22 protein-coding genes are annotated in these 22252 nt (G+C 62.4%); 5 read left to right on the top strand and 17 right to left on the bottom strand.

The window, feature by feature from the left end; genetic code table 11:
• Position 1: 1 nt before the first annotated feature.
• From LDO29_RS21435 to LDO29_RS21425, 3 genes are all read right to left on the bottom strand, one after another.
• Positions 2 to 928, bottom strand: a complete 927-nt coding sequence (locus LDO29_RS21435) for a TniB family NTP-binding protein (protein ID WP_224081749.1) — start codon at positions 926 to 928, stop codon at positions 2 to 4.
• Entirely contained in the window at positions 918 to 3029 is a 2112-nt protein-coding gene (locus LDO29_RS21430; protein WP_224081748.1) for a Mu transposase C-terminal domain-containing protein, read from the bottom strand. Before LDO29_RS21430 ends, LDO29_RS21435 begins: the two co-directional genes overlap by 11 nt.
• Before the next feature lie 70 nt (positions 3030 to 3099).
• Positions 3100 to 3552 (bottom strand): hypothetical protein, encoded by a 453-nt coding sequence (locus tag LDO29_RS21425; protein ID WP_224081747.1) that lies wholly within the window; start codon positions 3550 to 3552, stop codon positions 3100 to 3102.
• An 877-nt stretch (positions 3553 to 4429) separates the two neighbouring features.
• Here LDO29_RS21425 and LDO29_RS21420 point away from each other — a divergent pair.
• Together LDO29_RS21420 and LDO29_RS21415 are read left to right on the top strand one after the other, a co-directional pair.
• On the top strand, positions 4430 to 5341 hold the full coding sequence (locus LDO29_RS21420; RefSeq protein ID WP_224081746.1) for a tyrosine-type recombinase/integrase: 912 nt from the start codon (positions 4430 to 4432) through the stop codon (positions 5339 to 5341).
• A gap of 127 nt (positions 5342 to 5468) precedes the next feature.
• The gene (locus LDO29_RS21415) at positions 5469 to 5903 is read left to right on the top strand and encodes an HU family DNA-binding protein (protein WP_224081745.1); all 435 of its coding nucleotides are present in this window, start codon (positions 5469 to 5471) and stop codon (positions 5901 to 5903) included.
• Between the two features lie 79 nt (positions 5904 to 5982).
• On the opposite strand, the gene LDO29_RS21410 is transcribed toward LDO29_RS21415, so the two are convergent.
• The 10 genes from LDO29_RS21410 to LDO29_RS28435 form a co-directional block, all read right to left on the bottom strand.
• Positions 5983 to 7752, bottom strand: coding sequence for an adenine nucleotide alpha hydrolase family protein (locus LDO29_RS21410; RefSeq protein ID WP_224081744.1), 1770 nt, complete (start codon positions 7750 to 7752; stop codon positions 5983 to 5985).
• Between the two features lie 71 nt (positions 7753 to 7823).
• Positions 7824 to 8024 carry a cell division protein ZapA gene (locus tag LDO29_RS21405; protein ID WP_224081743.1) on the bottom strand — a complete coding sequence of 67 codons (201 nt, stop codon included), beginning with the start codon at positions 8022 to 8024 and terminating at the stop codon, positions 7824 to 7826.
• Between the two features lie 12 nt (positions 8025 to 8036).
• The gene (locus LDO29_RS21400; protein ID WP_224081742.1) at positions 8037 to 8300 is read right to left on the bottom strand and encodes a hypothetical protein; all 264 of its coding nucleotides are present in this window, start codon (positions 8298 to 8300) and stop codon (positions 8037 to 8039) included.
• A gap of 247 nt (positions 8301 to 8547) precedes the next feature.
• The gene (locus LDO29_RS21395; protein ID WP_224081741.1) at positions 8548 to 8778 is read right to left on the bottom strand and encodes a hypothetical protein; all 231 of its coding nucleotides are present in this window, start codon (positions 8776 to 8778) and stop codon (positions 8548 to 8550) included.
• A 152-nt stretch (positions 8779 to 8930) separates the two neighbouring features.
• Positions 8931 to 9440, bottom strand: a complete 510-nt coding sequence (locus tag LDO29_RS21390; protein ID WP_224081740.1) for a hypothetical protein — start codon at positions 9438 to 9440, stop codon at positions 8931 to 8933.
• An 81-nt stretch (positions 9441 to 9521) separates the two neighbouring features.
• Positions 9522 to 11846 (bottom strand): sbcc family protein, encoded by a 2325-nt coding sequence (locus LDO29_RS21385; RefSeq protein WP_224081739.1) that lies wholly within the window; start codon positions 11844 to 11846, stop codon positions 9522 to 9524.
• Positions 11834 to 12352 (bottom strand): hypothetical protein, encoded by a 519-nt coding sequence (locus tag LDO29_RS21380; protein WP_224081738.1) that lies wholly within the window; start codon positions 12350 to 12352, stop codon positions 11834 to 11836. Before LDO29_RS21380 ends, LDO29_RS21385 begins: the two co-directional genes overlap by 13 nt.
• Positions 12353 to 12514: 162 nt before the next feature.
• The gene (locus tag LDO29_RS21375; RefSeq protein WP_224081737.1) at positions 12515 to 13954 is read right to left on the bottom strand and encodes a metallophosphoesterase family protein; all 1440 of its coding nucleotides are present in this window, start codon (positions 13952 to 13954) and stop codon (positions 12515 to 12517) included.
• Positions 13955 to 14064: 110 nt separating this feature from the next.
• The gene (locus tag LDO29_RS21370) at positions 14065 to 15390 is read right to left on the bottom strand and encodes a recombination directionality factor (protein WP_224081736.1); all 1326 of its coding nucleotides are present in this window, start codon (positions 15388 to 15390) and stop codon (positions 14065 to 14067) included.
• Positions 15339 to 15578: a DUF7696 family protein gene (locus LDO29_RS28435; RefSeq protein WP_449720083.1), complete on the bottom strand. Its 240-nt coding sequence runs from the start codon at positions 15576 to 15578 to the stop codon at positions 15339 to 15341. Before LDO29_RS28435 ends, LDO29_RS21370 begins: the two co-directional genes overlap by 52 nt.
• A gap of 719 nt (positions 15579 to 16297) precedes the next feature.
• Here LDO29_RS28435 and LDO29_RS21365 point away from each other — a divergent pair.
• Positions 16298 to 16897, top strand: coding sequence for a hypothetical protein (locus LDO29_RS21365; RefSeq protein WP_224081735.1), 600 nt, complete (start codon positions 16298 to 16300; stop codon positions 16895 to 16897).
• A 664-nt stretch (positions 16898 to 17561) separates the two neighbouring features.
• The gene (locus LDO29_RS21360) at positions 17562 to 17999 is read left to right on the top strand and encodes a bactofilin family protein (RefSeq protein WP_224081734.1); all 438 of its coding nucleotides are present in this window, start codon (positions 17562 to 17564) and stop codon (positions 17997 to 17999) included.
• 78 nt (positions 18000 to 18077) lie between these two features.
• On the opposite strand, the gene LDO29_RS28225 is transcribed toward LDO29_RS21360, so the two are convergent.
• Positions 18078 to 18209: a hypothetical protein gene (locus LDO29_RS28225; protein ID WP_290369613.1), complete on the bottom strand. Its 132-nt coding sequence runs from the start codon at positions 18207 to 18209 to the stop codon at positions 18078 to 18080.
• A 175-nt stretch (positions 18210 to 18384) separates the two neighbouring features.
• Here LDO29_RS28225 and LDO29_RS21355 point away from each other — a divergent pair, with 175 nt between their 5' ends.
• Positions 18385 to 18684: a helix-turn-helix domain-containing protein gene (locus LDO29_RS21355; protein WP_224081733.1), complete on the top strand. Its 300-nt coding sequence runs from the start codon at positions 18385 to 18387 to the stop codon at positions 18682 to 18684.
• An 81-nt stretch (positions 18685 to 18765) separates the two neighbouring features.
• Here LDO29_RS21355 and LDO29_RS21350 read toward each other — a convergent pair whose 3' ends face one another.
• From LDO29_RS21350 to LDO29_RS21340, 3 genes are all read right to left on the bottom strand, one after another.
• Positions 18766 to 19989 carry a vWA domain-containing protein gene (locus LDO29_RS21350; protein ID WP_224081732.1) on the bottom strand — a complete coding sequence of 408 codons (1224 nt, stop codon included), beginning with the start codon at positions 19987 to 19989 and terminating at the stop codon, positions 18766 to 18768.
• 7 nt (positions 19990 to 19996) lie between these two features.
• Complete coding sequence (locus LDO29_RS21345) at positions 19997 to 20920, bottom strand: hypothetical protein (protein WP_224081731.1); 924 nt, start codon at positions 20918 to 20920, stop codon at positions 19997 to 19999.
• A 101-nt stretch (positions 20921 to 21021) separates the two neighbouring features.
• Positions 21022 to 22047 (bottom strand): ATP-binding protein, encoded by a 1026-nt coding sequence (locus tag LDO29_RS21340; RefSeq protein ID WP_224081730.1) that lies wholly within the window; start codon positions 22045 to 22047, stop codon positions 21022 to 21024.
• Positions 22048 to 22252 lie beyond the last annotated feature (205 nt).

Genomic DNA, 22252 nt, shown 5'->3' with positions numbered 1-22252 from the left:
CTCAGAACGTCATGTCCGGGCAGAACGGCTGTCCGACTTCGTCCAGAAGATGGTGACTGAAGCTGCGGTTGAACGGATTCAACTTCCCAACTCCGTCATGCCAGATCGCCACCGTGAACGCCTTTTCCATCAAGGCCATGGTGAGTTTATGTTTGTTCGTTTCGCTCATTTCAATGGCCTCAATTAGCAGTTTCTTCACGTACCCCAAGGCCCCATGGGTCGCATACCACATGCGCGGCCCGTACAGTTCGCCAGCCAGTTCTATTGCGTTTTCAAAGGGGAGCTTTTCCGCTAATGCTCGCAACACGTCCAAAAAATCATTAAACTGGACGCAATCGTCCAACGCGAATGCACCGATGTGCTGTACCGATGAGAACCGGCCACGCAGTTGCTGGTTCTTATCGAGGATCGCACGCGAGCTCGGAAGCCCCATCAGCACCACCGAAACACTGGCTCGATTCATGAGGCTCTTCACCGAATTTGCATATCGGAGAAGTTTTGGATAGTGCGACGATTCCGTGAAGTGATGAAACTCGTCAATGATCACCAGCTGAATCCGGCAGTACTCCGCAATTTTGGCAAAGCGGGCGATCAATTCCTGCTCGCTGAGTGTCAGGCTCGTCGTCACGTCGAGTTGCAACATCAGAGCGCGAGCGATGGACTTTTCTGTCGGAATGGTCGGGATCTCGATGTAGAGCACCGGAACGCTTGGTGTGCCATCGACAATGGTCCTGGGGTGCGCCTCCAGGACCGACTTCGCCAGCGTGGTCTTTCCCACTCTTGTATCCCCCACGATCAGTAGGCCACATGGATCGGGCGAACGAAGCATGCGTTCCATTCTCTCCCTCAGATCATGGAATGCAGGATAGTCGATGATGTACCGCGATACTTCGCGCGTGGCCCCCAAGCCCTCCACATCATTCTTCATGATTCGCTCCATCTGAGCCATCAGCATTTGGCAACGGATGCAACGCACCAAGACGCTTCGTAGCGCCTATGGCGAAGCCTAGCAACTCCTTGCGCGCGCGTATGCGAAAGCCACCGAGTGTCGGTGCAGTGCTTGCCTCAACAATGAACGACGCCGCAGCAGGCATCACCGGCATGGCGCGACGATCGATATCCTTGGCAATCGCCGCGGCCTTGCGCCGTCGCATGGTCCTGTCCACTTGCGCCCGTTCGACTTCCCGACGCACCGCCTCGCGGTTTGTTGTCAGTTGGAAGGCGTCTGTCGCGCTACGATTGCTTGCACGTTGGCGTTCGCGCAGAAGTTCGTGCTCGCGTAGCGTGAGACCACGCGAGTAGGTCGCATCGACGTTTGGTACGACCAGCTCAAACTGAGTCTGCGGATGAGTGACCCAGATCTGGCCGATGTCCAATGGATCAAAGCGAACCGTGACCTCGCAGTGCAGACCAAATTGAACCCGCACTCCCTCGAGCTCGACAGAGGCATATCGTTGATTGCCGAACAGCTTGATGCCACTCTTTCCGATGTGCCGCCGCTCCCGTGGGCGGCATGCGCGTGCGACCGCCTCGTCGCTGTGCAGCGAATCGAGTCGGCATCCTTTAGCCAGTTTCCGCCAGGCATTTTCGGGTGTCGCTCCGTTCAGGCCATCGTGCGGCGTCGATGCGTAGACCGTATCGACCCAGACCTGGACAACCGCGCGAAGGCCTGAAATGGTCAGGGCAGCGTTGGCACTCGCGTCGTAACCGCGACGCTCTTTTGGATTACCGTAGGTGGTACCCGGCAATGAACTAATGAAGCTTCGATTGATGGTCCCGATGAATCGCTCGACATATCCCTTCCTGTCGGGACTATAAGCTGGACAAAACATCGCCACGATGTCCAGATCTGAACACGCCGACTGCACCGCAGCGGAGTCGAACTCCTTGGCACGATCGAACAGCAGCATTTCGACCTGGCCGTGGGCCAGGCGTCGCGGAAGTTCTTTTGGCTGGTCAGCCTTCCCATCGTCGATGCCTGCATAGTCGGCGATCGGCTTCTGGTTTCCTTTTGGTCGTCCTGTCATGGCTTGCCACAATAGGGCGAGAACGGTCTGTTCGTTGGGGGATGCCAGCGAAACGTCCCACGCCACGACCATGCGCGTGGCGACACACACCATGACAGAAAGGTATGGCCTACCTACCGGCTCCCCGGTTACTTCATCAACAAGCATCACATCGAGTTGACCGTGGTCGGACTGAACGCATTGAAGTGGCCGCTGCACATCTTCACTGTGATTCGCCTTGGACAGACTGAGCATCCGGTGCGCCTCGGCCGCTCCGACTGTCGCACACAACCGCTCAATGGCAGGCCGACTCCGCAGAAACCGGTAAAGGGTCGCACGGCTGATCGGCCGCTCGGGCGCGCCAGGTGCCCAAGCATTCTCCGCTGCGACCTGCTGGTTGGCCTCACCAAGGATTTCAATGACCGAACGCCTGGGTCGCTGCAGACACTGCTTCACCGCCACGGTTATCTTTTCGACGTGGCCCGCACTCAGGCGGGATTTCCCTTTTCCACCCCGCAGGTCCGTATGAGACACCAGTCCCGCGAAACCATCGCGCAACAGGGCTTGCCACCAGCGCACCACCGTGGAGTCGGACGGCGGCCGTTCGTCCCCGAATTGCTGCGCGACAAGGCGAATGATGGCACGCAAACTGTCGCCTCGGCGGAACGCCCCTGTGCCATGCCTGGCGACTTCGCGCAGATAGTGGCGCCGTCGCGCGGTCTCCTTGCGCACAGTATCAGGCGCGTCGCGGAGCTGGCCAGTTGCTCCCGCCACAATAGCGGCCGGCGGAAAGCCGACCTCATCCGTACCGAACTCGACGAGCTTGCCATCCTGCAGGTCCCGGCAAATAAGCGTCCTGGCGTCAAGCGCCACGCAAACCTGATAGGTCCTCCCTCCATACCGGAAGGTGCCGGAACCGCTCCCCACGCACGCCGACGTTGCCTTCGCCGCTTCGAGAAGCTCGGAGGCACATGCAACGGGCTTCTCTATTTTCAACGTCGCAACTTGATCGTTTCGCTTCATAGCTATCCCCCGAATGAACCGCCGACCTCGCTCTTGGTAGTTGGCAATTCTCGCGCCATAGAGGCGGCATTCAACGCGTATCCGTCCATTCCTCGAAGAGATGCATGACTAACCGTCGTTCGGCATCGCTGAGCAATCCCCGCTTGAGTTGTGCAGGACTCAGAGCCAACAGCGCGGCGACAGTTGCCTTGGTCGGCGAGAATCGGCAAACGCGAAAATTGACGGGCTTCGCCTGGTAGTAGGCGATCAGATCGGCAGCCAAATCAACGGTCCGCGCAATTGACCGCGCGCACGCGAACACGAGATACAAATTTCCGCTGCGGGAGAAGACAAAGTCCGGGCGGTACTCAACCGATCCTCCGGCCGCGGTCTGGCTCAGGACCCCTGGTTGCTCGTGAAACTGCTGGATGAGCTGCAACACCGCGCAGGCCTCCAGGAAGCCCGTGACCGGGAGTAGCTCCTTGGCTTGCAGCAGTATCGAGCGCCCCTGCGTCGGAGAAGGCCACCTTGCGTAGTAGCTCACGGCTCGGCGACCGATGCGGGGTGTCGCGGGACTCCATCGGAATATCCCCAGGGGATCTGTGGGCAGAGCGGTGGCAGGCATATCAGCCTCCACGCGGGGGATTGTTTCAATCGCCTCGCGAATTGCAGGACGACAAAATCCTTGACCCGGCATGCCCGCTGTTCAATACTGAGGACGTACCACCCCAATGATCAAACTTCGTACATGCGTAGGCCTCGTGGTCCTGCGCAGAACTCTAAGCCGCGTGATGCAGCGCCAACTGCGTTACGCGGCTTTTCGTTTCCGCTCGTCAGAGCGGAAACGTCCGAGTCAAGCATAGTAATAGAAGCGAGAGCTTCCAAACTCGGAGTGCATGCTTGGCCCTGTCAGACTGGGTCAGCACTATGTTCTTCTTCAGTCTCTGAATTCCATCGAGTCGGTGTAGCAGGCCGCAGGTTTCCTCCCAATTCCCCCCTGCCCTGCTAGAGGGTCGGAATACGCCACGCTCGCTTGCTGCCACAGCTGCTGCATGGTCCGCAGTTTTTGTACGATATCGGTCATCACATGGCGGATCGTGGTGTCCGCCGTCCGCTCCAGGCGCGTGGCCCCGCCGGATCGCTGTCCCGCAGACGCCTTGCGCAGCGCGTTAAAAAGGCCTCGAAGCTGCCGGGGGAAGCTGCCGCCCGTGATACGCCGCGCCGGATTCCAGGCAACGTCTACCTCCACGTAGCATGCCGCAGACATCATCAGCGCCTTTTACCCATTAACTTTGAGAATCCAACCCACTAACTGTGAGACAAAACTCAACAACTTTGAGACGTGACAGCTGCACGCAATATCCGCCTCGGTGAGGCGGCAGGGGTGTGGGCAAGAGCAAATTCAGTATATAACAGGGGTCATGGATACCCTCTGGCTCAGTCATCCCACCTTAGCCTACCGTGACTGGCAAGCCCGTGAGGCGGCCGGCGCCGATCGCCGCCCGTTTGCGGCACGCTCGATCGTCCAGCATCAGGCCATGTTCGAACACTTCCGCCGGCATCTGCTGGCCAGGGGGAAGTCCGTCGTCGCATTTGGCGCCGATGATATCGAGGCCTTCTGGCTAAGCCCCGAGGCCCGAACCTATTCCCAAGCCACGCGTATGCGGTACGTCAAGCTGCTGGACCGGTTATGCCGACATCTGGTCTTCGCCGGCGTGCGCAAGGACAACCCAGCCGCCCCGCTTCTTGCTACCGAGCGGTGGCCGGACATGGAGCCCACGCCTCAGTATCTCGACGTCGACGACGATGCCCGGCTGCAGGCTTTTTTGAGTTTGCCTGTCAACGATCTAGCAAAACTGCGCAGCCACGCCATCGTGGCCACGTTTCTGGCGACAGGCATCACCGCAGGGGAAGCGCGTGCCGCACGCATCGCGGATCTAGTCACTAACGCCCGCCCTCCTTACCTCTTCGTGGCCGCTCACGGGCCCCGAGACGCCCGCACGGTGCACCTGCCCGACTTTGCCGTACCCGTCGTTCGTGCATGGCTGGCGCGGCGCAAAACGTTGCCGATCGAGGGCGATCGACTGTTCACGCTGAATCCGGACGGGCGCCCCATCACGGACATGAGCTTCGGACGGATCGTGTCAGCGGTTCTCGAAGCGATTGGCGAGACGGATACGGAGCTGAGCCCGCGCACGCTGCGCAACACCTTCGGCCGCCGGCACCTCATGGCCGGCCGCTCACGCGAGGAAGTCAGCCGGATGCTCGGCCTGTCCAGCCACCGCACGTGCGATCGCATCGCGGCCACGATCCCTGTCGACAGACCGTTGTAAGCGCGCAGCGTTCGAACGCCTCGTGAAATCCCGGCCTTGCACAGCCGCCCCTCTTTGCTATGCTTCGCCGGTGCGATGAAAGCCAAATCCGGCTGGCAGGCGCGCATTTCTATCCAGACCTAAGACTATGGCCACGAAAGCAAAACCCGTAGCAAAGACTGCAACGAAGACCGCAGCGAAGAAAGCCGCTCCGGCCAAGAAGGCTGCCGCCCCGGCTAAGAGGGCCGCCGCAGCCGCCCCGGTCGGCAAGCCCATCAAGGACACCTTCAATAAGTCCAGCCTGCTGACTCACCTGATCGAGCAGACTCAGCTGGAAAAGAGGACCGTTCAAACGGTGCTGGCCCATCTGGAAAACACCATCGTCAGCGCCATTCACAAGAAGGGCGCTGGCGAATTCACTCTGCCGGGCCTGTTCAAGGTGCAAGCAATCCAGGTTCCCGCCACCAAGAAGCGCTTCGGCAAGAACCCCTTTACCGGCCAGGAGCAATGGTTCGCCGCCAAGCCGGCCAGCGTGAAGGTGAAAGTGCGTCCCCTGAAGAAGCTCAAGGACGCCGCGCTGTAATCGATTCGCGGCCGACAGCTGCAAAAGGAAAAGCCCCGGAATCGTGAGATTCCGGGGCTTTTCTGCATGTTGACGGTCATCAGAACAGCGAATGCTGCGGCGTCGCGACCTGCTGCCACGCCGCCTGTCCAGCCGGCTGCAAGGCTTCGAAGGGCAGCGCCCGCTCGCGCAAGGCCCCGACGTCATACTCAAGGGTCAGCCCGAGGCGGTCCTTGTACGCGGTGCGCCGCGCGACCTCGTCGTGCTCGGCGCGCTGTCCGTGCGACAGCGTGAGGCAGCCGTACTGCGCGTACCAGCGGTAGCCGTAGACGACCTGACCAGGCGCCACGCCGGCATCGTGGGTCTCCAACAAGCGGTCCAGTTCGAACTCGGAAATCAGCAGCGCAGCTTCCACGTCCACGGAAAACTGCTGATCTGTCGGTAACGACCAGATCGCGCGGCCGCTCGCCGTCAGTTGGATCTCCGGCCCACAGGCCGAATCCGCCGTGAAGCTCTCGAGGTAGGGATCGCGCAGACCGGTCCACTCCGCAGCGGCGGCCGTATCGTCCCACTCTTCACCGACGTGCAGAAAGCGCGCCTGCGGCACAGCAGTCTGCGCAACCGGTGGCACGTCCGGGATGTCGTACCGGATACCGCGCGTGCGGATATCGCGCCAGTCGGCCCAGGCCGCGAACGGTCTAGCCAGCCCGTTCAGCGACTGAAGCGCGTCGACGGCTACCAGCATGTCCAACGGCAGGAGTTCGAACTTTGGACGTTCCCCGGCTCTTTCAGCGCGACACTGCTCGTCGTAGTCCAGTTGAAGCATGTACCGCACCAGTTCCCGCACCATCGTTGGATGGTAGGTGTCCGGCTGGACCTTGATGAAGCCGCCGCGTATGGTTCGACCCACCCAGTGGCGACGGCCCCAGTCGAAGCGGGTGTTCCGGATGAAGCGGTTCAGCCGCTGCAGGCCTGCGGCGTAGGCATAGCGCTCGTCGTATTCGACCATGTTGGCCAGGCTCTTGTCTTCGGCCATCTGGCATACGTGGCACCCGAGCCGGGCGCCACATTTACCCTGGCGCCGCGAGCCGCTACCTCCGTAGAGGATCGCGTCAGCGACAACAGCGCAGGACGTGCCCACCGCGTGCGCGTAGAGGCGACGCATGTCCTCGAAGTCGGAGTAGCCGGGCCGCACGCTGCTGCCGTAAAGAGCGAGGCCCTCCCAAATGTCGTCGTCCTGCCAGTGGCAAACCGGGCTAAGCACCAAGTCTCCGTCTTGATTGCGCGCAGGCCGAGTTGCTGATTCCCCTCTCTGTCGCATATTGACGTTGCGCCGTGCGCTTTCCGCGTAACGCGTGCCAAGCAGCGTTACGGGTTCGGCGTGTCCTTGCTGGGACAGCGACCGGAAGAGCCCGCGCCGGAAGGCACGTTGTGGGAGTATTTTGAGGTCGGTTGAGCAGTCACCGTGCGTACCGGGGAAACTTGGCAGCGCCCGGCCCGACAAGACCTTTATCTGGAATGTTGCGGCCAGCACGGGCTGGACGATGGCCGTCTGCACCTTAATGCCGTTCCGCTTGCCGAACGCACGCATGCGGCTCAGCTCGGCGCGGTAATGCTCCGTCACCTCGGGTGACTCTACGAGCGTGTCACCAGTGGTGACCACCACCAGTGGGTTGCCGCCGGCGGCGCGGTGAAGCACAGCCGCATGCAACGCGAGTGCTGCCACGATGCTGCTGTCCTTGCCGCCGCTGTAGGCGACGACCAGAGGATGTCCGGCCTCCAGCAATTGGCGAATGGCCAGGATGGCCCGATCCGCCAGGTCCTCGATGGGATCGAGTGCCCCAACGGGGAAGAGAGAAATGGCTTGCATGGTGCCCCTTCATTTGGACAGGGCACCCCCATAGGGGCGTGCCCCCATGGGTGGATTGGAAGAATGGTTTTCTACAGGTCCGCGACGTATGCAATACAGCTGCAGTCCTCCGGGGAGCCGGCAATTCGATGCCCTTCCGGGCAAGCCGAGAAATCCGGCACGTTGGTTTCGATTTCACTGGCCAACTGGCGAAGCCGGCGGGCCGCCTCTGCGGGTCCGGCAGAGCCGTGGAATGCCGGGGCATTCAGGCAAACGCTGACGATGAGGTCCATCGATCGCTCCCCTCATGCACCAGCCAGCTGCGGATGCAGGTTGCGGAGCGCGGTCTGGTTGGTGTCGATGTAGGTGCGCATGCCGTCCATCACCACGGCAAGGTGATGGTTGAAGCCTGCCGCGTCGGCCGAGATCTCGACCTCCTTGGCCGACTCGAATGCAGCCAGCACCTTGTCCCGATCGACGTCGGCCCCCATCCAGCCGAAGACTTTGAAGAACGTGTGCACCTTCTTGCCACGGGGCAACAGCTTGGCGGCCTTATCGGCCGGAATCATGATTTTTTCCATCATTGAAGTACTGAGGCTTGCAAGCCAGAACCTGCAGGCGATTTGAGAGAGAAGCAGCATCAAGCTGCTGTGAATGTCGCCACGGCGCGGACGCCAGAGTCCAACTGCTTGCGCGGGCGCTTCCTACCATCAAAGGATGCTCATCGATGGCGAGCATCACCATCAGGCACCTTGAGCTACTCCAAAGAACAAAAAAAATGCCCTCCGAAGAGGGCGATGAATGGGATGGGCGGGCTTACTGCCAGCCGGCGCGGACAAGCTTCATGAGGTTCCGGATCTTGCGCAGACTGCGCACGCGTGCCGTGACCCCAAGGATGCCGATCAAGACAATCGCCAAGCCGCAACCAAAGAGTTGCGATTGGGGAAGGACATCACCGGGTGCGGTGACGATGAAGTAAAGCGCGACGAACAGCACCGCAACGATTGCAAGAACCACTGCGCCGGACGTGCGAGATTGAATCAGCATGGCAAGACTCCTAGGAAGACGGAGCCTTGCCCATAGGGACAAAGCCCCTATGGGAAAAGAAAAAGCTGTGCTGGCGAACCAGCAAGGTCGATGCGTCAGAGACGCGAGAAGTGCAACGATTCTACAACACGCACGAAGCGATTGAAACCGGGTCAATCCCCTTCTTCCTCAGCCATCCAGGAGATTTCGCAAAGCACGTAGCGCGCAAACATCGCTTGGAAAGCCTCCTTTTGCGATCCGGAGAAGAACACGCCCGCTACGTCGCCGGCGCTCACTTTGAGACCGTCCTGCACGGAGAGGCACGCCGCGTTCAGTGCGTCCTCGACCAGCTTCTCGACCAACAACGCGTTACGCTCAACACTGGCGGCCAACCACTTTCCCAGCGCCTCTTGCACGCGGTTGGCCGCCTCGCAAAAGGCATCTTCCTCTGCAGCACTGGTGCGTGGGAACAGGCGGTTCCACTCGCCTTCGTCCTCACACAGTCCCCCGAACTCATTGGCATCCACGAAATCGTGCAGCCTGGCGAAGTCCGTTACCGTCGGCGGAATCCGGCCGGTGGCGATTTCCTGCTGTATCTGCCGCTTGCCTAGCTCGATCGACTGGGCGACCGCCCCGTCCTGCTCTTCGGTCAAGACCGTGCGCTGATCATTATTGCTTTCCATCACTGATTCCTCATTCAAAAGAAAAATGCCCGTGCCCCTTTCGGGACAACGGGCATGGCGATAAAGGGGTTGGTGTTCGAACTACTGGGCGGCCAAGGCAACCACGTCAATGACCGCATCGGCTTCGTCAACCAAGTCTGGCGTATGAGTGATAAAAAACTCCCGCTCGTACCCGCCCTGGCGCAGCACTTCGCGCTTCATTCGCATGAAGGCTCGCTTGCGCTCGGGGTCCAACGGGCCATCCGCTTCGTCGGTGAACAGCGTCTGGAAGGCCTGTCCGGTATCCTGCGCCCGGTAGAGCGCAATCCCGCGGGTCAGGCACTCGTTGATCCAGATCTTCTGTCCGCCTGACATCACCGAGAAGTCCTTCGTGGAATCGTTCTCCCCGTCGTTGACGGCGATCTCGAACCCTTCACGCTTCTCTCCATTGGCCAGCGTCGTCTGCGTCTGAATCGCGATGGTGAATCGCGGTCCGTAACAAGCGAGCAGCAGGTCGTTGACGATGCTTGTGAGGGCCGGGCCCGCGTCATCGATGGACAACGCGATGACGCCGTCGTTGCCCAATCCCTTGGCGAGCAGCTTCCACTGCGCGATCTCGTCAGAGAGCCGATCGGCCTTTCCCTGAACCGCGGGCAAGCCGGCAACCATGGCGGTGACCCGTTCGAGTTCAGTCGACAAGGTGGCCTGCTGGCGAATCAAGACTTCAATTCGCCCATCAAGCGCCACCACGGCCTCCCGGCTCTGGCGGATACGAAGGTCCAGCGCGGCCAGCATGCCAGAAACGTCTTCGGTGGCCAGCCCGGACAACTCGCGCTGCACGGTCGCCACCTGCGCGTCGGCGTCGGCCACTTCCCGCGCGAAAATTGCCGCGGCAGCCGCCTCCTCCTCACCGAGTGCCGTCAGATCCCGCTCAGCCTGCGCCAGGCCCTCACGGGCGACGTCCAGCATCGGCTTGCGGGCCGCCAGCGCGGTCAGGCGCTGCAACTCCTGCTGGTTCCGTGCCAACTCCGCCTGCAGGGCAGTCAATGCCGTACGCTGGCCGGGCAGTGCAGCCAGCGCTTCGGCCAGCGGCTTCATCGCCAACTGCTTGGCTTGGTAGCTGGCCCGCAAATCCCGCACCGTGATGACCTGTTCGGCCAGCTTGCCTTGGGCTTCGCGCGCCTGCGCCAGCAACGGGCAGGTGTTGTGCATCGGATCGGTCCGGCATGGCACCGTGTCGATCACATCGGCCTGCGCCTTCAGCGAGCAAGCAAACTGCGCCGCCGACTTGCCGCGAGCTTCAAGCCCCTGCAACTCGGTGGAAAGCGCGGCATGCTGCGTCCGCTGCGCTTCCAACTGGTTCACTGCCTGCTGCAACGCGCCCAACTCACCTTGCTTCCGGCCAATGGCCATCTGCAAGGCATCGCGCTGCTCGGCGGCCGCGAGGATCGCCGGCCCTTCGGCCAGGGTCAGCTTGCGGCTGGCCACCAGCTGCTCGAGCTCCCGGCGCCGCGTTGCGGCACGAGTGGCTGTCGCCCGGTGGTCGGACTCCAACTGCCGCCGGCGTGCCCCCAGTTCGGTCTCCCGTTGCCTGAGTTCGCGCAGACGCGCTTCGGTCGCCGCGCTCGCGCTCTGCCTGGCAGCCAGCGTCGCGCGCTCCTGCAGGAGCTTTGCGCCGTTGGCTGTTTCCGCATCGCGCTCGCGCCGCGCCGCCGTCAATGCCTCGTCGGTCTGGCCGATCTCCCGGCCCAGCTGCCCGGCCCGCTCACGCTGGGTGGACAGCCCCACCAACTCGCGCTGGAGGGTGTCCAGACTGCGCCCCAGCACCTTCGCCACGTCGCCGGCCTTCGCCGACAGGTCGCGCAGGTGATCGATCCCAAGCAGCTCAGCCAGCAGGCGCTTGATCTCGCTGGCCTGGTAGCTGGCGATTGGGCGACGGTTCTGGGCAGAAAACACACTGGTGAAGAACGCTTCGGGCGACCCCAACACCGCCTCGATGCAGCGGTTGTAGGTATCGGCCTTGCCATCCGACAGCGTGCCGTCCGGCAACTGCAGCGGCACCCAGTCTCCGGCGGCGCCCTTCTCAAACAGGTAGTACTCGGCCTTGCGGCTCTTGCCCGGGTTCCGGAAAGCGAACGCCGAACGGTACAGCTTGCCGGCGTGCTCCCACTCCAGATCCTTCTCGCCACGGGTGCCACAGAGGTGATCCCAGTAGGAGAAGCCATCCGCGGTCATTTTCGAGGCGTGGCTCGGCATGATCGGGTAGGGGTGCAGGTTGTCCATCAGCGTCGTCTTGCCGGCCCCATTGGGGCCGACCAGCGCTATCAGGCCGGTTGGCAAGTGAGTCAAGTCCAGCGTCACGCTGTCACGGCGCATCCCGTCGCGCACGCCATGAAAACCCGAGAGGGTGAGTTTCAGTGGACGCATTCGGACACCTCCGCACCAGTCATGGACGACAGGTAGTCGGACGGCAGCTCCATCACGTCGCCGTCGTAGAACGGCATGTCAGGGGCTGCGGCTGGGGTGTCCTGTTCGGGCAGTCCGGCCAGCGCACGCTCCAGGGAGCGCACAGCGGCCGCAAACTGCTGGCGGGCCAGCGCAATCACTTCGGGCCACGCCGTGCACCCGCAGAGCGCTTTCAACTCCAGTGCGCTCCACTGGCTGGCGTAGCCGTTGGAGAACGACCAGAGAAGGTTCTGCATTTCGAGCGAGGGGGTGACCTCGTACCAGTGCTGGCCGTCGGCGGCGTGCACCGCGAGGACCAGAAGATGGTCGCGCTGGGCAATCACCGCGCCCCGCCCTGCCCCAAACGGCTGGAACAAGGTACTGCGGGTAAAGCCGTGTGCGTCTCCCAGGCGCGCGGCCAGATCGGATGCGGCGATGGTGGTTTCAAAGGTTTGGGCCCAGTCGGGGCCCGCAGGGTAAAACATCATGATGCACTCCAGATAAGACGGAGTGCTGTCCCGGACGGGAAGCACCCGTCAGGGGTCAAAGGGATGAAACTACGGTCGATGCGTCCGTACGACGCGGGGTAAACCTTGTTTCGACAGCCGCCACAGGGCTGTCGGAACATGGCTTGCGGCCAGGCTCAAGGGTTAGGCGGTCACTTCCGCGAACAGGTCATCGGAGAGCCAGTCCATCGCTTGCGGCGATGTCGTGACCTCCTCAAGGAAGCGCTCGGCACGCGCGACAGGCACTGGCGGCTCTGCTGTCGCAACGGTGTCATCTGTTGGAGCCAACAGAACGTCAGGCACGGCCGCTGCGTCGACCACGATCGAGTCGCCGGCGCCGTCTAGCTGCTGCAGCACCAGGTCTGCGATGGCCTGCGGATCCGCATGCTCCAGCATTGACAGACGATCCAGCAGCGGGACGGTGTCGACTCGCGTCAACTCGCCCCACCGGGTGATCTTCTCCGACAGGCTGGCGGCACGGCTGATACCTTCCGCGCGACTACGCACGGCGGGAAGCACGCGGCCTTCCAGCTTCACTTCGGCAGCACCGGCAAACAGCACGCCGATGGCATCGCGATCGACTAGCTGACGGTGCTCCTCGTCCACGACCCAACGGATGCGCACGAACTTGTCGGAAGCCTGCGCGGCGACGCGGGCCAGCTCCGACATGTCGGGTGGGCCATCGAAGTCGATGCACAGTGTCTCCCGGGCAGGCGTCACCACTGGGATGGTTGTCGCGCGTCCCGGCGTGACATGCCATTGCAGGTAGGTCTTGTCACCGATCTCGCCGTAGTGGAAGCGTCCGATCGAGCCCGGATACGCCACCAGCCGGCCCTCGCGGTCCCATTGCTGGGCGCGATGGATATGACCGAGCATGAAGCCGTCGCATTCCGCGTCGAACAGCGCCCCAATGGTGAACTCGTGGTCGAATCCGGCCATCGGCACGCCGTGCTCGGTCTGACAGCCGTTCACGGTGCCGTGCGAGATACCGACCGTGCGAATGCCCCGGGACCGCAAGGCCCGGTTCACCGTACCGGCGGCATGCAGGTAGGTGGCCAGATGGTCCCCCACCGCGGTCGCGGCCTCGGCTGTCCCGACTGCGGCAGCGAGCATGGCCTTGTTGACCGTAGGGACGCAGGTGAACACCACCTCCGGCACCCCGCTTGCGAGGAGCTCTTCGATTTCCGCTGGCGTGAACAGCGCGCCGGTGGACGGAACAAACGCCCCATCGCGCAGCGCCACCTGGTGAATCCGGTCGGCAATGTAGACCGGGTAGCGGCCGCCAACGAGACGAAACAGATCCAGTGTGCCGGGCGGCTCGTGGGAATAGGTTCCCTGGAGCATGACGACGGCCATGTGATCAGACAGTTGCTGGATACGTTCGGCCAGCACACGCAGTGCCGGGCTGTGGGCATCCAGACGATGATCGGTCGAGTCGCCCGAGACGACGCCGATGCGACTGCCGGCGGCGATCGCGTGTTCAACCGCGAATCCAAAGCAGCGATCCGCCTCGGCGAGACGGCCGGGCGAGTAGTGCAGGTCAGAAAAGTGAGCCAACAGCAGGCTCTCATTGGCGTCGAGCATGATGTGATTCTCCAAAGGCATGGGGAAGGCGCAGCCGGTGGCCACGGGTGAAGGGGAAATGGGGATTGCAAAGAGTGACGACGCTTTTGCGTCGTTCACTCTCGATGCCGTCAGACCGGCAATGTCGCCTCGCGAACGCGGGCGTGGACTTGCTCGCGGAAGGCCATGGGGTTGACCAGCGCCGTCTGCATCTCGCCGATCAGGCTGTCGATGTCCTTGGGCCGCTTGGTCCAGCCCTGCCCATACTCGATACGGGCGAAGGTCAGCAGGTCGATCTTCTCCTGCCCCGCTGCCATGCCGAGGCGGGCGGCAAGGTCGGCCAGCATGCTCTCGCGATCCTCGGGGTCGGATGCGCCAGCCATGGTCGGCATGCCCGGTTCGGGCACCGCTCCTGCGGTGCCCTCCGATACCGTCGCGACTGGCACGGCGTCCGCGAACTCTCCGGTCGACGCCAACGGCACATCCTCCGTCGCTGCGGAAGTGCCTTCCAGCAACGCAACCGCGTGGCTTGCCCCCTCGATCGCGAGCTGGTCAGCACCATCCAGCAGCGCGCCCAGGTCGATCTCCGCATCCAGCATGGTGAGCATCTGCTCCTGCCGAATCGGCAGGCCATCTTCACTGATGCGGGTGATCTCGACGGCCTTCTTCGAGAGCCAGAACCGCATGCCGGCCAAGCGTCCACCGCGTGCCATTGCCACCGTCTGCATGGCGGCATACGCCTTCTGCAGCACGTAAATGGAGTTGGTGGGCAATTCGATCAGTCCAAGGCCGCGGACGTCCGGAATCGCAAAGAAAAAGCTCGCGCTGAGGTTGCATTTGCGATCCTGGTATTGCGGACATTGATGCGGATCACATACGCCGTCGGGAATGGCATTGTCCTGGCGCAGGATGATGGTCCGCCCGCCGAACAGACGCTTTGCGCGTTGCGCGCGCTGATCGACTTCCGGCGCTGCGTACATCTTGCAGTATCGCTTGCCGTCTGGCCCGTAGTCCGAAAAGTACTGCAGGCCGCGGGAGCCCCAGACCTTTAACTGGTTGGGCATATTGGCCAGCCAGTCGTCGAAGGCGAAAATCACCGGAAAGCGCCACAGCTTGAGCCCGTCGCCGCGATCCTCCCCGTACTTCTGGAGAATCTCCTCGGCGGTGGCCGGGTTGGTGAAGTCCGAACCGCGGCAGGTGAACCACCCGGTGTTCTTGGGTACCAGCGCGTTGCGAAGCTTGGTTTTGCGCTCGATTTCGTTGCCGATGGATTCGAACGACTCGCCAAGCGCCAGCATGGCGTCGTGGATCTTGACCGCCTCGGGGTTGGCCTTCGCCGCCTTGGTGAGCACCTTGATGCCCGGGCGAATTTTGCCAATGATCGGGGGCCTGGCGGGCCGCTCCTCTATGAGACTGCGGGGACTGCTGAAGTCGCTGTAGCCAATGGCTCGTTGCATGATGCGCTACTCCTCCGTTCGAGAAACTGAACGACGGCGACGCGGATGGACGCAGCATGCTCCCGAAGGCGCAGGGCTGTGTCGGCCCCGCGCTGGGTCGTTACTTGGGAAAGGAACGCCGCTCGCGCGGGTTCCGCTAGACCGGCCACGTGGGCCGCTTCGCACAAACTTCGCCACGCGTGCGGCATGTCGACATAGTCGGGCCGCCTACGGGCAAGCGCGGCCGCAATCGCGGCACGAATCTCGGAATTCTGGTCGATGGCAGACAGCATGATCAGCTCCTGTTCGAGGGTTCCTACAAACAAAAAAAGCCCGCTCCGGCGATGCGGAAGCGAGCTTGTTCGCAGGAAAACCCGTTGCCACGCCCCTTCCGGGGGCGTGGCAAACAGGGAGCCGTGCGCCAATGCGCAAGCTCTATGTGAGGACGTAAAGTCGTCCTCGTGCAGCATGGTCACGCTGCACTACAACCCATTGAGAACCGAAGTTCCTCCGCAGGGATCACGGATCAGCCGACGACGGCCGTTCTGCCCAGGAGGGGCCAAGAGAGAGAGACCCACATGGTCCCGAGCTCGAACGGTGTCCACAGCGCATGCCAAAAGCAGCACTGATGCAGGACGCGTTTTACGGATGATAGATGGGGAGCAAATGGCGAAAATGCTCATCACAAGAGAATGTCCACACCGGTAGCCAACCGGTCGGCGCATGCGCTAGGGCACGACTTGAAAATGCTATGGACTCGCGAGGGAGTCAGGTCGATGCGTCGGAGACGCGAGAAGTGAGATCATTATGCATCGAATGGGCACCGATGCAAAGCGCGTAATCTCACGAAAATCGCTAACCTTACGACACGCATCTCGCCCCCGTCGTGGCCGAGAATCTCCCCCGAGAGAGACTCACGTTCACGGACATGGCCGAGAAGCCGGGGACACTTCCCCCCAACCCACCAGATTCCCAATCCCCCCCGACGCAAGCGGATACGCCCGAGCAAGCCAAGCCAGACACTGGCCTCAAGCCCATCACGCGGCTCATCAGCGAAGACCGCATCGGGCGCATCGTTCCCGAGACGGCAACGAGGGTCGAAGTTTCGTTCTCGTCGGTCTTCACCCGCCGATTCCTGCATGACGATTTCTATTTTTGCGCGGCCAAGTGCTCTGTCGCGCGGGATGGCAAGGTCAAAGCGCTAGATGAAGCGTTCCGCGAGGCTGAAGAATGGTTCGCGCGCGTGAACGAATGGCTCGCGTGGAAAAACCAGCTTGAGTTCGCAATTGGCTATGAGTCCGTTGTTCTCGAAGTCCCCAACGCTCTCGCTGGTCGGCTACTGCGTCTGTTGAACCAATACGACAAGCTCTCTTCGGCAACATTGTTCGCTCAAATCGGACGCTCGATCTCCGGGACCGAAAGAGATACGCAGCTCGATATCGCGAGCCGCCGCATCAACACCATTCACGCACTCTGCATCCCGGACAGCGACCGGTTTGCCGACGATGGCAGCCGCCTGCCGGCTTGAGTGCGTCTACTCCCTACCGAACCTCAAGGACCCACGTGGACATTCGAGAGATCCAGCGTCTGCACGAGCAGTTCGCCCATTCCCCACTTACCATCGAAGCGCCGATAGGCGTCCAGCATTCCGGCAACCGGATGTTGCCGCCCCCCGTCTACGCGGCCGCGCGCGCGTCACGCCACTGGGGAAGCTACAACAGAGCCGCTCTTGTGGTCGCCGGCATTGTCGCCGGTATCCTGATGGCTGGAGCCATCGGCATGTCACTCGCCAACTGGCAACATCGGCGTGTCGCTGTTGTCGACGCTCCCGGCGACGCGGCACCCGCCACGGCAACCGTCACGCAAGCACCAAATCCCGCGCAACTGGCTACCCCAGTTCAAACCATCGTGAACCCGGCCGCGACACTGCCAGCCGCAACGGCGCACCAGTCCGAGATGACGCAGCCCTCCGAGCTTTCCCCTAAGCCGGCGCCGCCGCAGCCTGTGGCACAGTCACCGATGCCGGTTGCCCCAGTAGCCCGCCCTCTATCTGGCGAGGCTCTTGCAAGAAATCCTTCTGGATCGCACAAGGCCGAGCCAGCGCCCGCGCAGGCGAAGCCCGCCACCCCCCCCTGCCAACCGTGCGCAGCACGGCAACGCAGCCACCGACATCAAATTGTTCTGAGGCCGCCATGAAAACGACTCCCACCTTCAGCGTGCTCAATCATGGTATGAGCATCCACGGCGATGTCGCCGCGGATCACGGGATGACCTGCCTTGGTCTAATCGACGGCAATCTGTCCGCCACCGCCGGTCTCTTACATGTCGGAACTGGCGGCGTCGTTCGCGGCAAAGTTGAAGGCGACCATGTCATCGTCGATGGCATCGTGGAAGGCGATGTCGCCGCGCGCAGTACGTTGCTGATCAATGGCCGAGTGAAGGGTGAAATCTTCTATGCCGGCACGATCCGCCTTGGCCTGAACGCGAATCTAGAGAGCAAAATCTCTCGCGTGGCCGCAATTGGCTCCGGGAGCGATGCACACATTTTTGCGCGGGAATCCATCGCGGTAGACCCGCCCCAGCCCGCCGAGCTCACGGAGACTATTACAGCGGGAACCCCGAGCACGTGAGTTCACCCTATTGGCAATAACGCGCTCGATTGGCCATCTTTTACGCCCTCTCACGGCCCGGTTTCCTCCGGGCCGTCATTATTGCTGACCCCCGACCTGCCGCAGCGAAACCAATTCATCCACGGTGAACAGTCCCGGCACGGTGAGCCATGGCAGGTTGGAGCCCTGCGTGCCGACAAAGGAAACGAAGGGGAACTGCTGCTTCACCATGCAGCGGAAGCTGCGCGCGCCCCGTACCGGGTCTTCTATTTTGTACAGGCCGCGATGCCGCAAGGCGAATGTTGCCAAGCCTTGCCGATAGTGCTGTTCAACGGGCGCACCTGACCATAGGAAAAGAGTTAAATATAACGTGGTTTAAGCCGGTCTGCAGCACCACGCTTAAGCCATGCAGAAGCGTCCTATCCAGCGTGGCCGTCCGCTCGGCACCGTGACTTTTGACTCCCACTTGGCACAGGCCTTTGGCGGCGCTGTTCGCGCTCGCCGGCTTGCGGCTGGAATCGCCCAAGAAGCTCTTGCTAACCTCGCCGGGATCGAGCGATCGCACACGGGAAAGATAGAGCGCGGTCAGCACATGCCGTCGCTGGCGATCATATTTCGGCTGGCGCGAGCGCTGGATTGCAGCCCGGCGGACCTGATTGCTGCCACCGAGAAGCTGGCCAAGTCGCGCAAGACCCCAGACGCCTGAGGAGAGGGAAAGGCCCGGGTACTTCCACTGCTCCGGCCCCACAAAAAAGAAAAACCCCGGGGACTTGTCCCCGGGGTTGGTTCAAACGATCACCTCCAGCGCCTCACCAAACGGCGGCGGTGCAATCCGATGGAGCGGCGTGGTCGACGCCCACAGGGTGGGATACGCCGGCGGCGCCGACGGGAACTTTCCATGCATGTCCGTCAGGTAGACCAGGAACGCCGGGGCGATACCCTGTTCTTCCAGCCAGTCGAACGGCGCCACGAAGCTCGTGCCGCCACCGCCACAGATAGCGCCCAGTTCGATCGCCTGACCCCGTTCAAAGCACTGCACCTGCGCGATGCGGGTGTCACAGTCCAAAACGAACAGTCGCCGCGGCTGTAGCGAAGCGAAGACTGCTTCGATTTCCGCCCCGAACTGCCGTTGCGTCTCGTCGAACACCGAACCGCTGGTATCGCGCACGAAGACCGCATCGCCGACTGACTGGTCATGCAAAGCCGGCAGGTACAGCCCCATGTGGGTGTACCGCCGGTTCGGCATCGCCCAGCTGTAGTCCGACCGGGTCTGTTCGAAGGCAAAGCGGTGCAGCACCGCCCGCCAGTCCACCGACGCCCGCGTGGCTGACTCCACCATCGCACTTAACTCGCCCGGCAGCTTGCCCCGCATCTGCGCGGCCTTCGCCGCCTGCATGGTCGCTACCTTCCACTCGTTGGCCAGCGTTTGCTGGTCGGCCTGCGGTTGCTGGCGCACCTCGCCGGGCGAGAACTCTGGCGAGGCCTGCGACGGCTCGTCACCGGCCGTCCCTTCCGCATTGCCGTCCTGGCCATCGGGCTGGGGCGGCGACCCACCGTCACCCTCGCCGTTGCCCTCCTGCTGTGGCTGTGGCGGGACCTGCGGCGGCGCCTGGTCGGATGCCTCCTGGCGCAGCATGGCATAGACCTCTTCCGCGGACTTGCCGAGGAAACGTCCATCGATGAGCGCGCCGGCCGGCAACTGCAAGCCGGCGTTGAGCACCAACGGATTGATCGCATAATCACACGCCTGGTTCCAACGGGCGGCGTCGCGGACGCCGCGGCGCCAGCAATGCCCGTTGGCCGGATGCAGGACCTCGTGCGCCAGACTGCCGCGCAGCTCAAGATCGCTCAGGGTAGCGACGTACGCAGGGTTGTAACCCAGCGAGACGCCATCCACCCAGAACGTCTTGCATGACGGATCCTCGACCAGCTGCAACCGCATCAGCAACGCTCCGAAGAACGGCTGCGACAGGATGAGCTGGGAACGCTGCTTCGAGATTCGATCGCGCATACTCGCCTCACGCAGTCAGCATCTCGAAGAGCTGCGACGTCGGCGCCGGCGCCTCCGACATGGCCGACGGCGGCGGACCGCCCATGAAGGCGGCCATCTGTGCCTCAATCTCCATCGCCTTCTCGGCCACCTGCTTGCGCAGGTCAGTCGAGTTGCGCAGGTCCAGGCCGCTGTACCGGGCCAGATGCTGCTGCGTGTCCTCCAGGATGCGCGTGAGCGCCGGGTCCCCGGAGAAGTTCAGCTTCGGCAACAGCGCGCTCAGCTCACGCACCTTGTCAGCCACGTCCAGCCGCACGTTCGTCGCTCCATACAGGCGGTTGGCGAAGTGCTGCACAGCTTCAAAGAGGCGTCCGACCAGGTCGTCGTTTGCGGTTTTCACCGCACCGAGCACACGCTGGTCCATGTCGGCCCGCAGGCCGTCCAGCACGTTTGCCGGCAGCGCGATGTCGAACTGGCTGGCATCCGGAAACGGCAGCACCGCCAGACGCATGCCGAACTTCTTGGCCAGCTCAGCCGGCGTCGGATAGTCGGCTTCATCGAAGAGCCCATTCAAGGCCGAGCGCGCCTCCTCCTTCAGGCGCGGATAGTCACAGAGAAACACCGCGGTCGCGGCATTGAACTCGTCCTGAAACTGGCGCTGGCGGTCGGCGACCTCCATGTAGATGTCGGTGGGCAGCAGCCGTACGCCCAGTTGGTCATAGTCCAGCGAGTGTGCATCGAAGTAGGCTCGCGCACGGTTGGCAATTGCGCACACCTCCTTGTAGGACGTGGCGCCTTCGGTCAGCAGCTTCTTGTTGAAGCGGCCAATGTCCTTGGCGTCATGATTGGCTTCGACCTCCTCGGTGGCCCGGGTGTCGAACTTGCGCGCGCGCCACACCGACGTGTTGAAGGTGGCGAGCATGACGCGCTTGGTGATGTTGGTAATGTTCATGATGAGTCCTGGAAATGGGATAGATACGGCAGAAAAGGAAACGGCGAGCCAGATGGCTCGCCGTCAGCGGATGAAGAAGGAAAGGGGGCTGGTTGCCTGGATCAATTGCCAAGCAGCAGCGCACCCAGTTTGCCGCCCTGGGCATTGATCCACGCCGGAGTGGCGCAGATCCGGGAGTCGCGGCGTGCCGCGTCCGTGGCCAGCATCACAGCGAACTCACCGAGATGGGCTTCGAACAGGCGATTGGCATACACCATCACGCGATCGAAGTTGTTCTCGTTGGCGACAGATGCCAGCGCCGAACAGATGGCAAACTGTGCCGCCACGTTGTCCGGGATCCTGGCGGATTCCGGCGCAGCCAGCACCGAGTCCACGCTGGGCAGCTCGCGGTAGATCTGGCGGAACGACTCGAACTCGAGTGCTGCCCCCTCGCCTACCGCGCCGGCCGTGACGATGATTTCCATGCCCGGGGGTACCAGCGGCAATTGGCGCGCCACATGACCCCAGCCTCGCGGCGACGGCAGGTTCTCCACCTCCTTGCTGCGCTCCGTGGAGAGCAGCAAGTCCGGACGGAAGCGCAGGAACGCGATCAGCACCGGCGGCACGTTGTTCGTGACCGCCCAGCGCGTCCAATCCTCAATCGTCGGCTCCAGCTCCACGATGGTGCTGAAGCGCGATTTCAACGGATCCAGGATGTTGGACACCGCCGCGTTGTCGCTGCGACGGTTGGTCGCCGCGACAAAGGTGACGTGGTCCGGCAGTACGTGCTCACCGATACGCCGTGCGAGCAGCAGCTGCATCTTGGCGGCCTGGACGGCCGGGGAGGCCTGTCCGAGGTCGTCGATAAACCAGACCATGGGGCGCGTGCTGTTAAGCGCCGTGGCCAGGTCCCCGAAAGGCAGGAACTTGGCGCCGGCACCGTCCGTTGCCGGAAACGGCAGGCCCTTGGAGTCGGTTGGATCCTCCACCACCGGGTGGGAGATCAGCAGGTCGTAGCCGGCCGCCTTGGCGGCATGGGCGACGATATCGCTCTTGCCGATGCCAGGGGCACCGGTAATGAGGACAGGCAGGCGTGCCGGAATGAAGGCTGCGAGAAGCGTTTGCAGTTGGAGCGGATTGACTTTCATGGGAATTCCTAAAGGGGATCCCACAAAGCCACTCTTCCCACAGGGAGGGTGTCCCTGTGGGAAGGTTCAATGAATGCGCCAGCAGTGCTGGCTTGGGTCGATGCGTCGCTAGACGCGGGTAAAACGCTGTTTGGACTAATCCGTATCAGTGCGAACAACGCTTCATCGACAAGACTACAGGCAACGCGGCACGAGCGGAATGCCG

The sequence above is a fragment of the Cupriavidus laharis genome (assembly GCF_914271435.1).
GTDB lineage: Bacteria > Pseudomonadota > Gammaproteobacteria > Burkholderiales > Burkholderiaceae > Cupriavidus > Cupriavidus laharis.
This window is presented reverse-complemented; position numbering and strand designations above follow the sequence as displayed.

Excerpts from the sequence above, each read along its gene's own strand:
- LDO29_RS21435 (WP_224081749.1), bottom strand. The coding sequence starts at position 928 with ATGAAGAATGATGTGGAGGGCTTGGGGGCCACGCGCGAAGTATCGCGG.
- LDO29_RS21430 (WP_224081748.1), bottom strand. The coding sequence starts at position 3,029 with ATGAAGCGAAACGATCAAGTTGCGACGTTGAAAATAGAGAAGCCCGTT.
- LDO29_RS21420 (WP_224081746.1), top strand. The coding sequence starts at position 4,430 with ATGGATACCCTCTGGCTCAGTCATCCCACCTTAGCCTACCGTGACTGG.
- LDO29_RS21415 (WP_224081745.1), top strand. The coding sequence starts at position 5,469 with ATGGCCACGAAAGCAAAACCCGTAGCAAAGACTGCAACGAAGACCGCA.
- LDO29_RS21410 (WP_224081744.1), bottom strand. The coding sequence starts at position 7,752 with ATGCAAGCCATTTCTCTCTTCCCCGTTGGGGCACTCGATCCCATCGAG.
- LDO29_RS21405 (WP_224081743.1), bottom strand. The coding sequence starts at position 8,024 with ATGGACCTCATCGTCAGCGTTTGCCTGAATGCCCCGGCATTCCACGGC.
- LDO29_RS21400 (WP_224081742.1), bottom strand. The coding sequence starts at position 8,300 with ATGATTCCGGCCGATAAGGCCGCCAAGCTGTTGCCCCGTGGCAAGAAG.
- LDO29_RS21395 (WP_224081741.1), bottom strand. The coding sequence starts at position 8,778 with ATGCTGATTCAATCTCGCACGTCCGGCGCAGTGGTTCTTGCAATCGTT.
- LDO29_RS21390 (WP_224081740.1), bottom strand. The coding sequence starts at position 9,440 with ATGGAAAGCAATAATGATCAGCGCACGGTCTTGACCGAAGAGCAGGAC.
- LDO29_RS21385 (WP_224081739.1), bottom strand. The coding sequence starts at position 11,846 with ATGCGTCCACTGAAACTCACCCTCTCGGGTTTTCATGGCGTGCGCGAC.
- LDO29_RS21380 (WP_224081738.1), bottom strand. The coding sequence starts at position 12,352 with ATGATGTTTTACCCTGCGGGCCCCGACTGGGCCCAAACCTTTGAAACC.
- LDO29_RS21375 (WP_224081737.1), bottom strand. The coding sequence starts at position 13,954 with ATGCTCGACGCCAATGAGAGCCTGCTGTTGGCTCACTTTTCTGACCTG.
- LDO29_RS21370 (WP_224081736.1), bottom strand. The coding sequence starts at position 15,390 with ATGCAACGAGCCATTGGCTACAGCGACTTCAGCAGTCCCCGCAGTCTC.
- LDO29_RS28435 (WP_449720083.1), bottom strand. The coding sequence starts at position 15,578 with ATGCCGCACGCGTGGCGAAGTTTGTGCGAAGCGGCCCACGTGGCCGGT.
- LDO29_RS21365 (WP_224081735.1), top strand. The coding sequence starts at position 16,298 with ATGGCCGAGAAGCCGGGGACACTTCCCCCCAACCCACCAGATTCCCAA.
- LDO29_RS21360 (WP_224081734.1), top strand. The coding sequence starts at position 17,562 with ATGAAAACGACTCCCACCTTCAGCGTGCTCAATCATGGTATGAGCATC.
- LDO29_RS28225 (WP_290369613.1), bottom strand. The coding sequence starts at position 18,209 with ATGGTGAAGCAGCAGTTCCCCTTCGTTTCCTTTGTCGGCACGCAGGGC.
- LDO29_RS21355 (WP_224081733.1), top strand. The coding sequence starts at position 18,385 with ATGCAGAAGCGTCCTATCCAGCGTGGCCGTCCGCTCGGCACCGTGACT.
- LDO29_RS21350 (WP_224081732.1), bottom strand. The coding sequence starts at position 19,989 with ATGCGCGATCGAATCTCGAAGCAGCGTTCCCAGCTCATCCTGTCGCAG.
- LDO29_RS21345 (WP_224081731.1), bottom strand. The coding sequence starts at position 20,920 with ATGAACATTACCAACATCACCAAGCGCGTCATGCTCGCCACCTTCAAC.
- LDO29_RS21340 (WP_224081730.1), bottom strand. The coding sequence starts at position 22,047 with ATGAAAGTCAATCCGCTCCAACTGCAAACGCTTCTCGCAGCCTTCATT.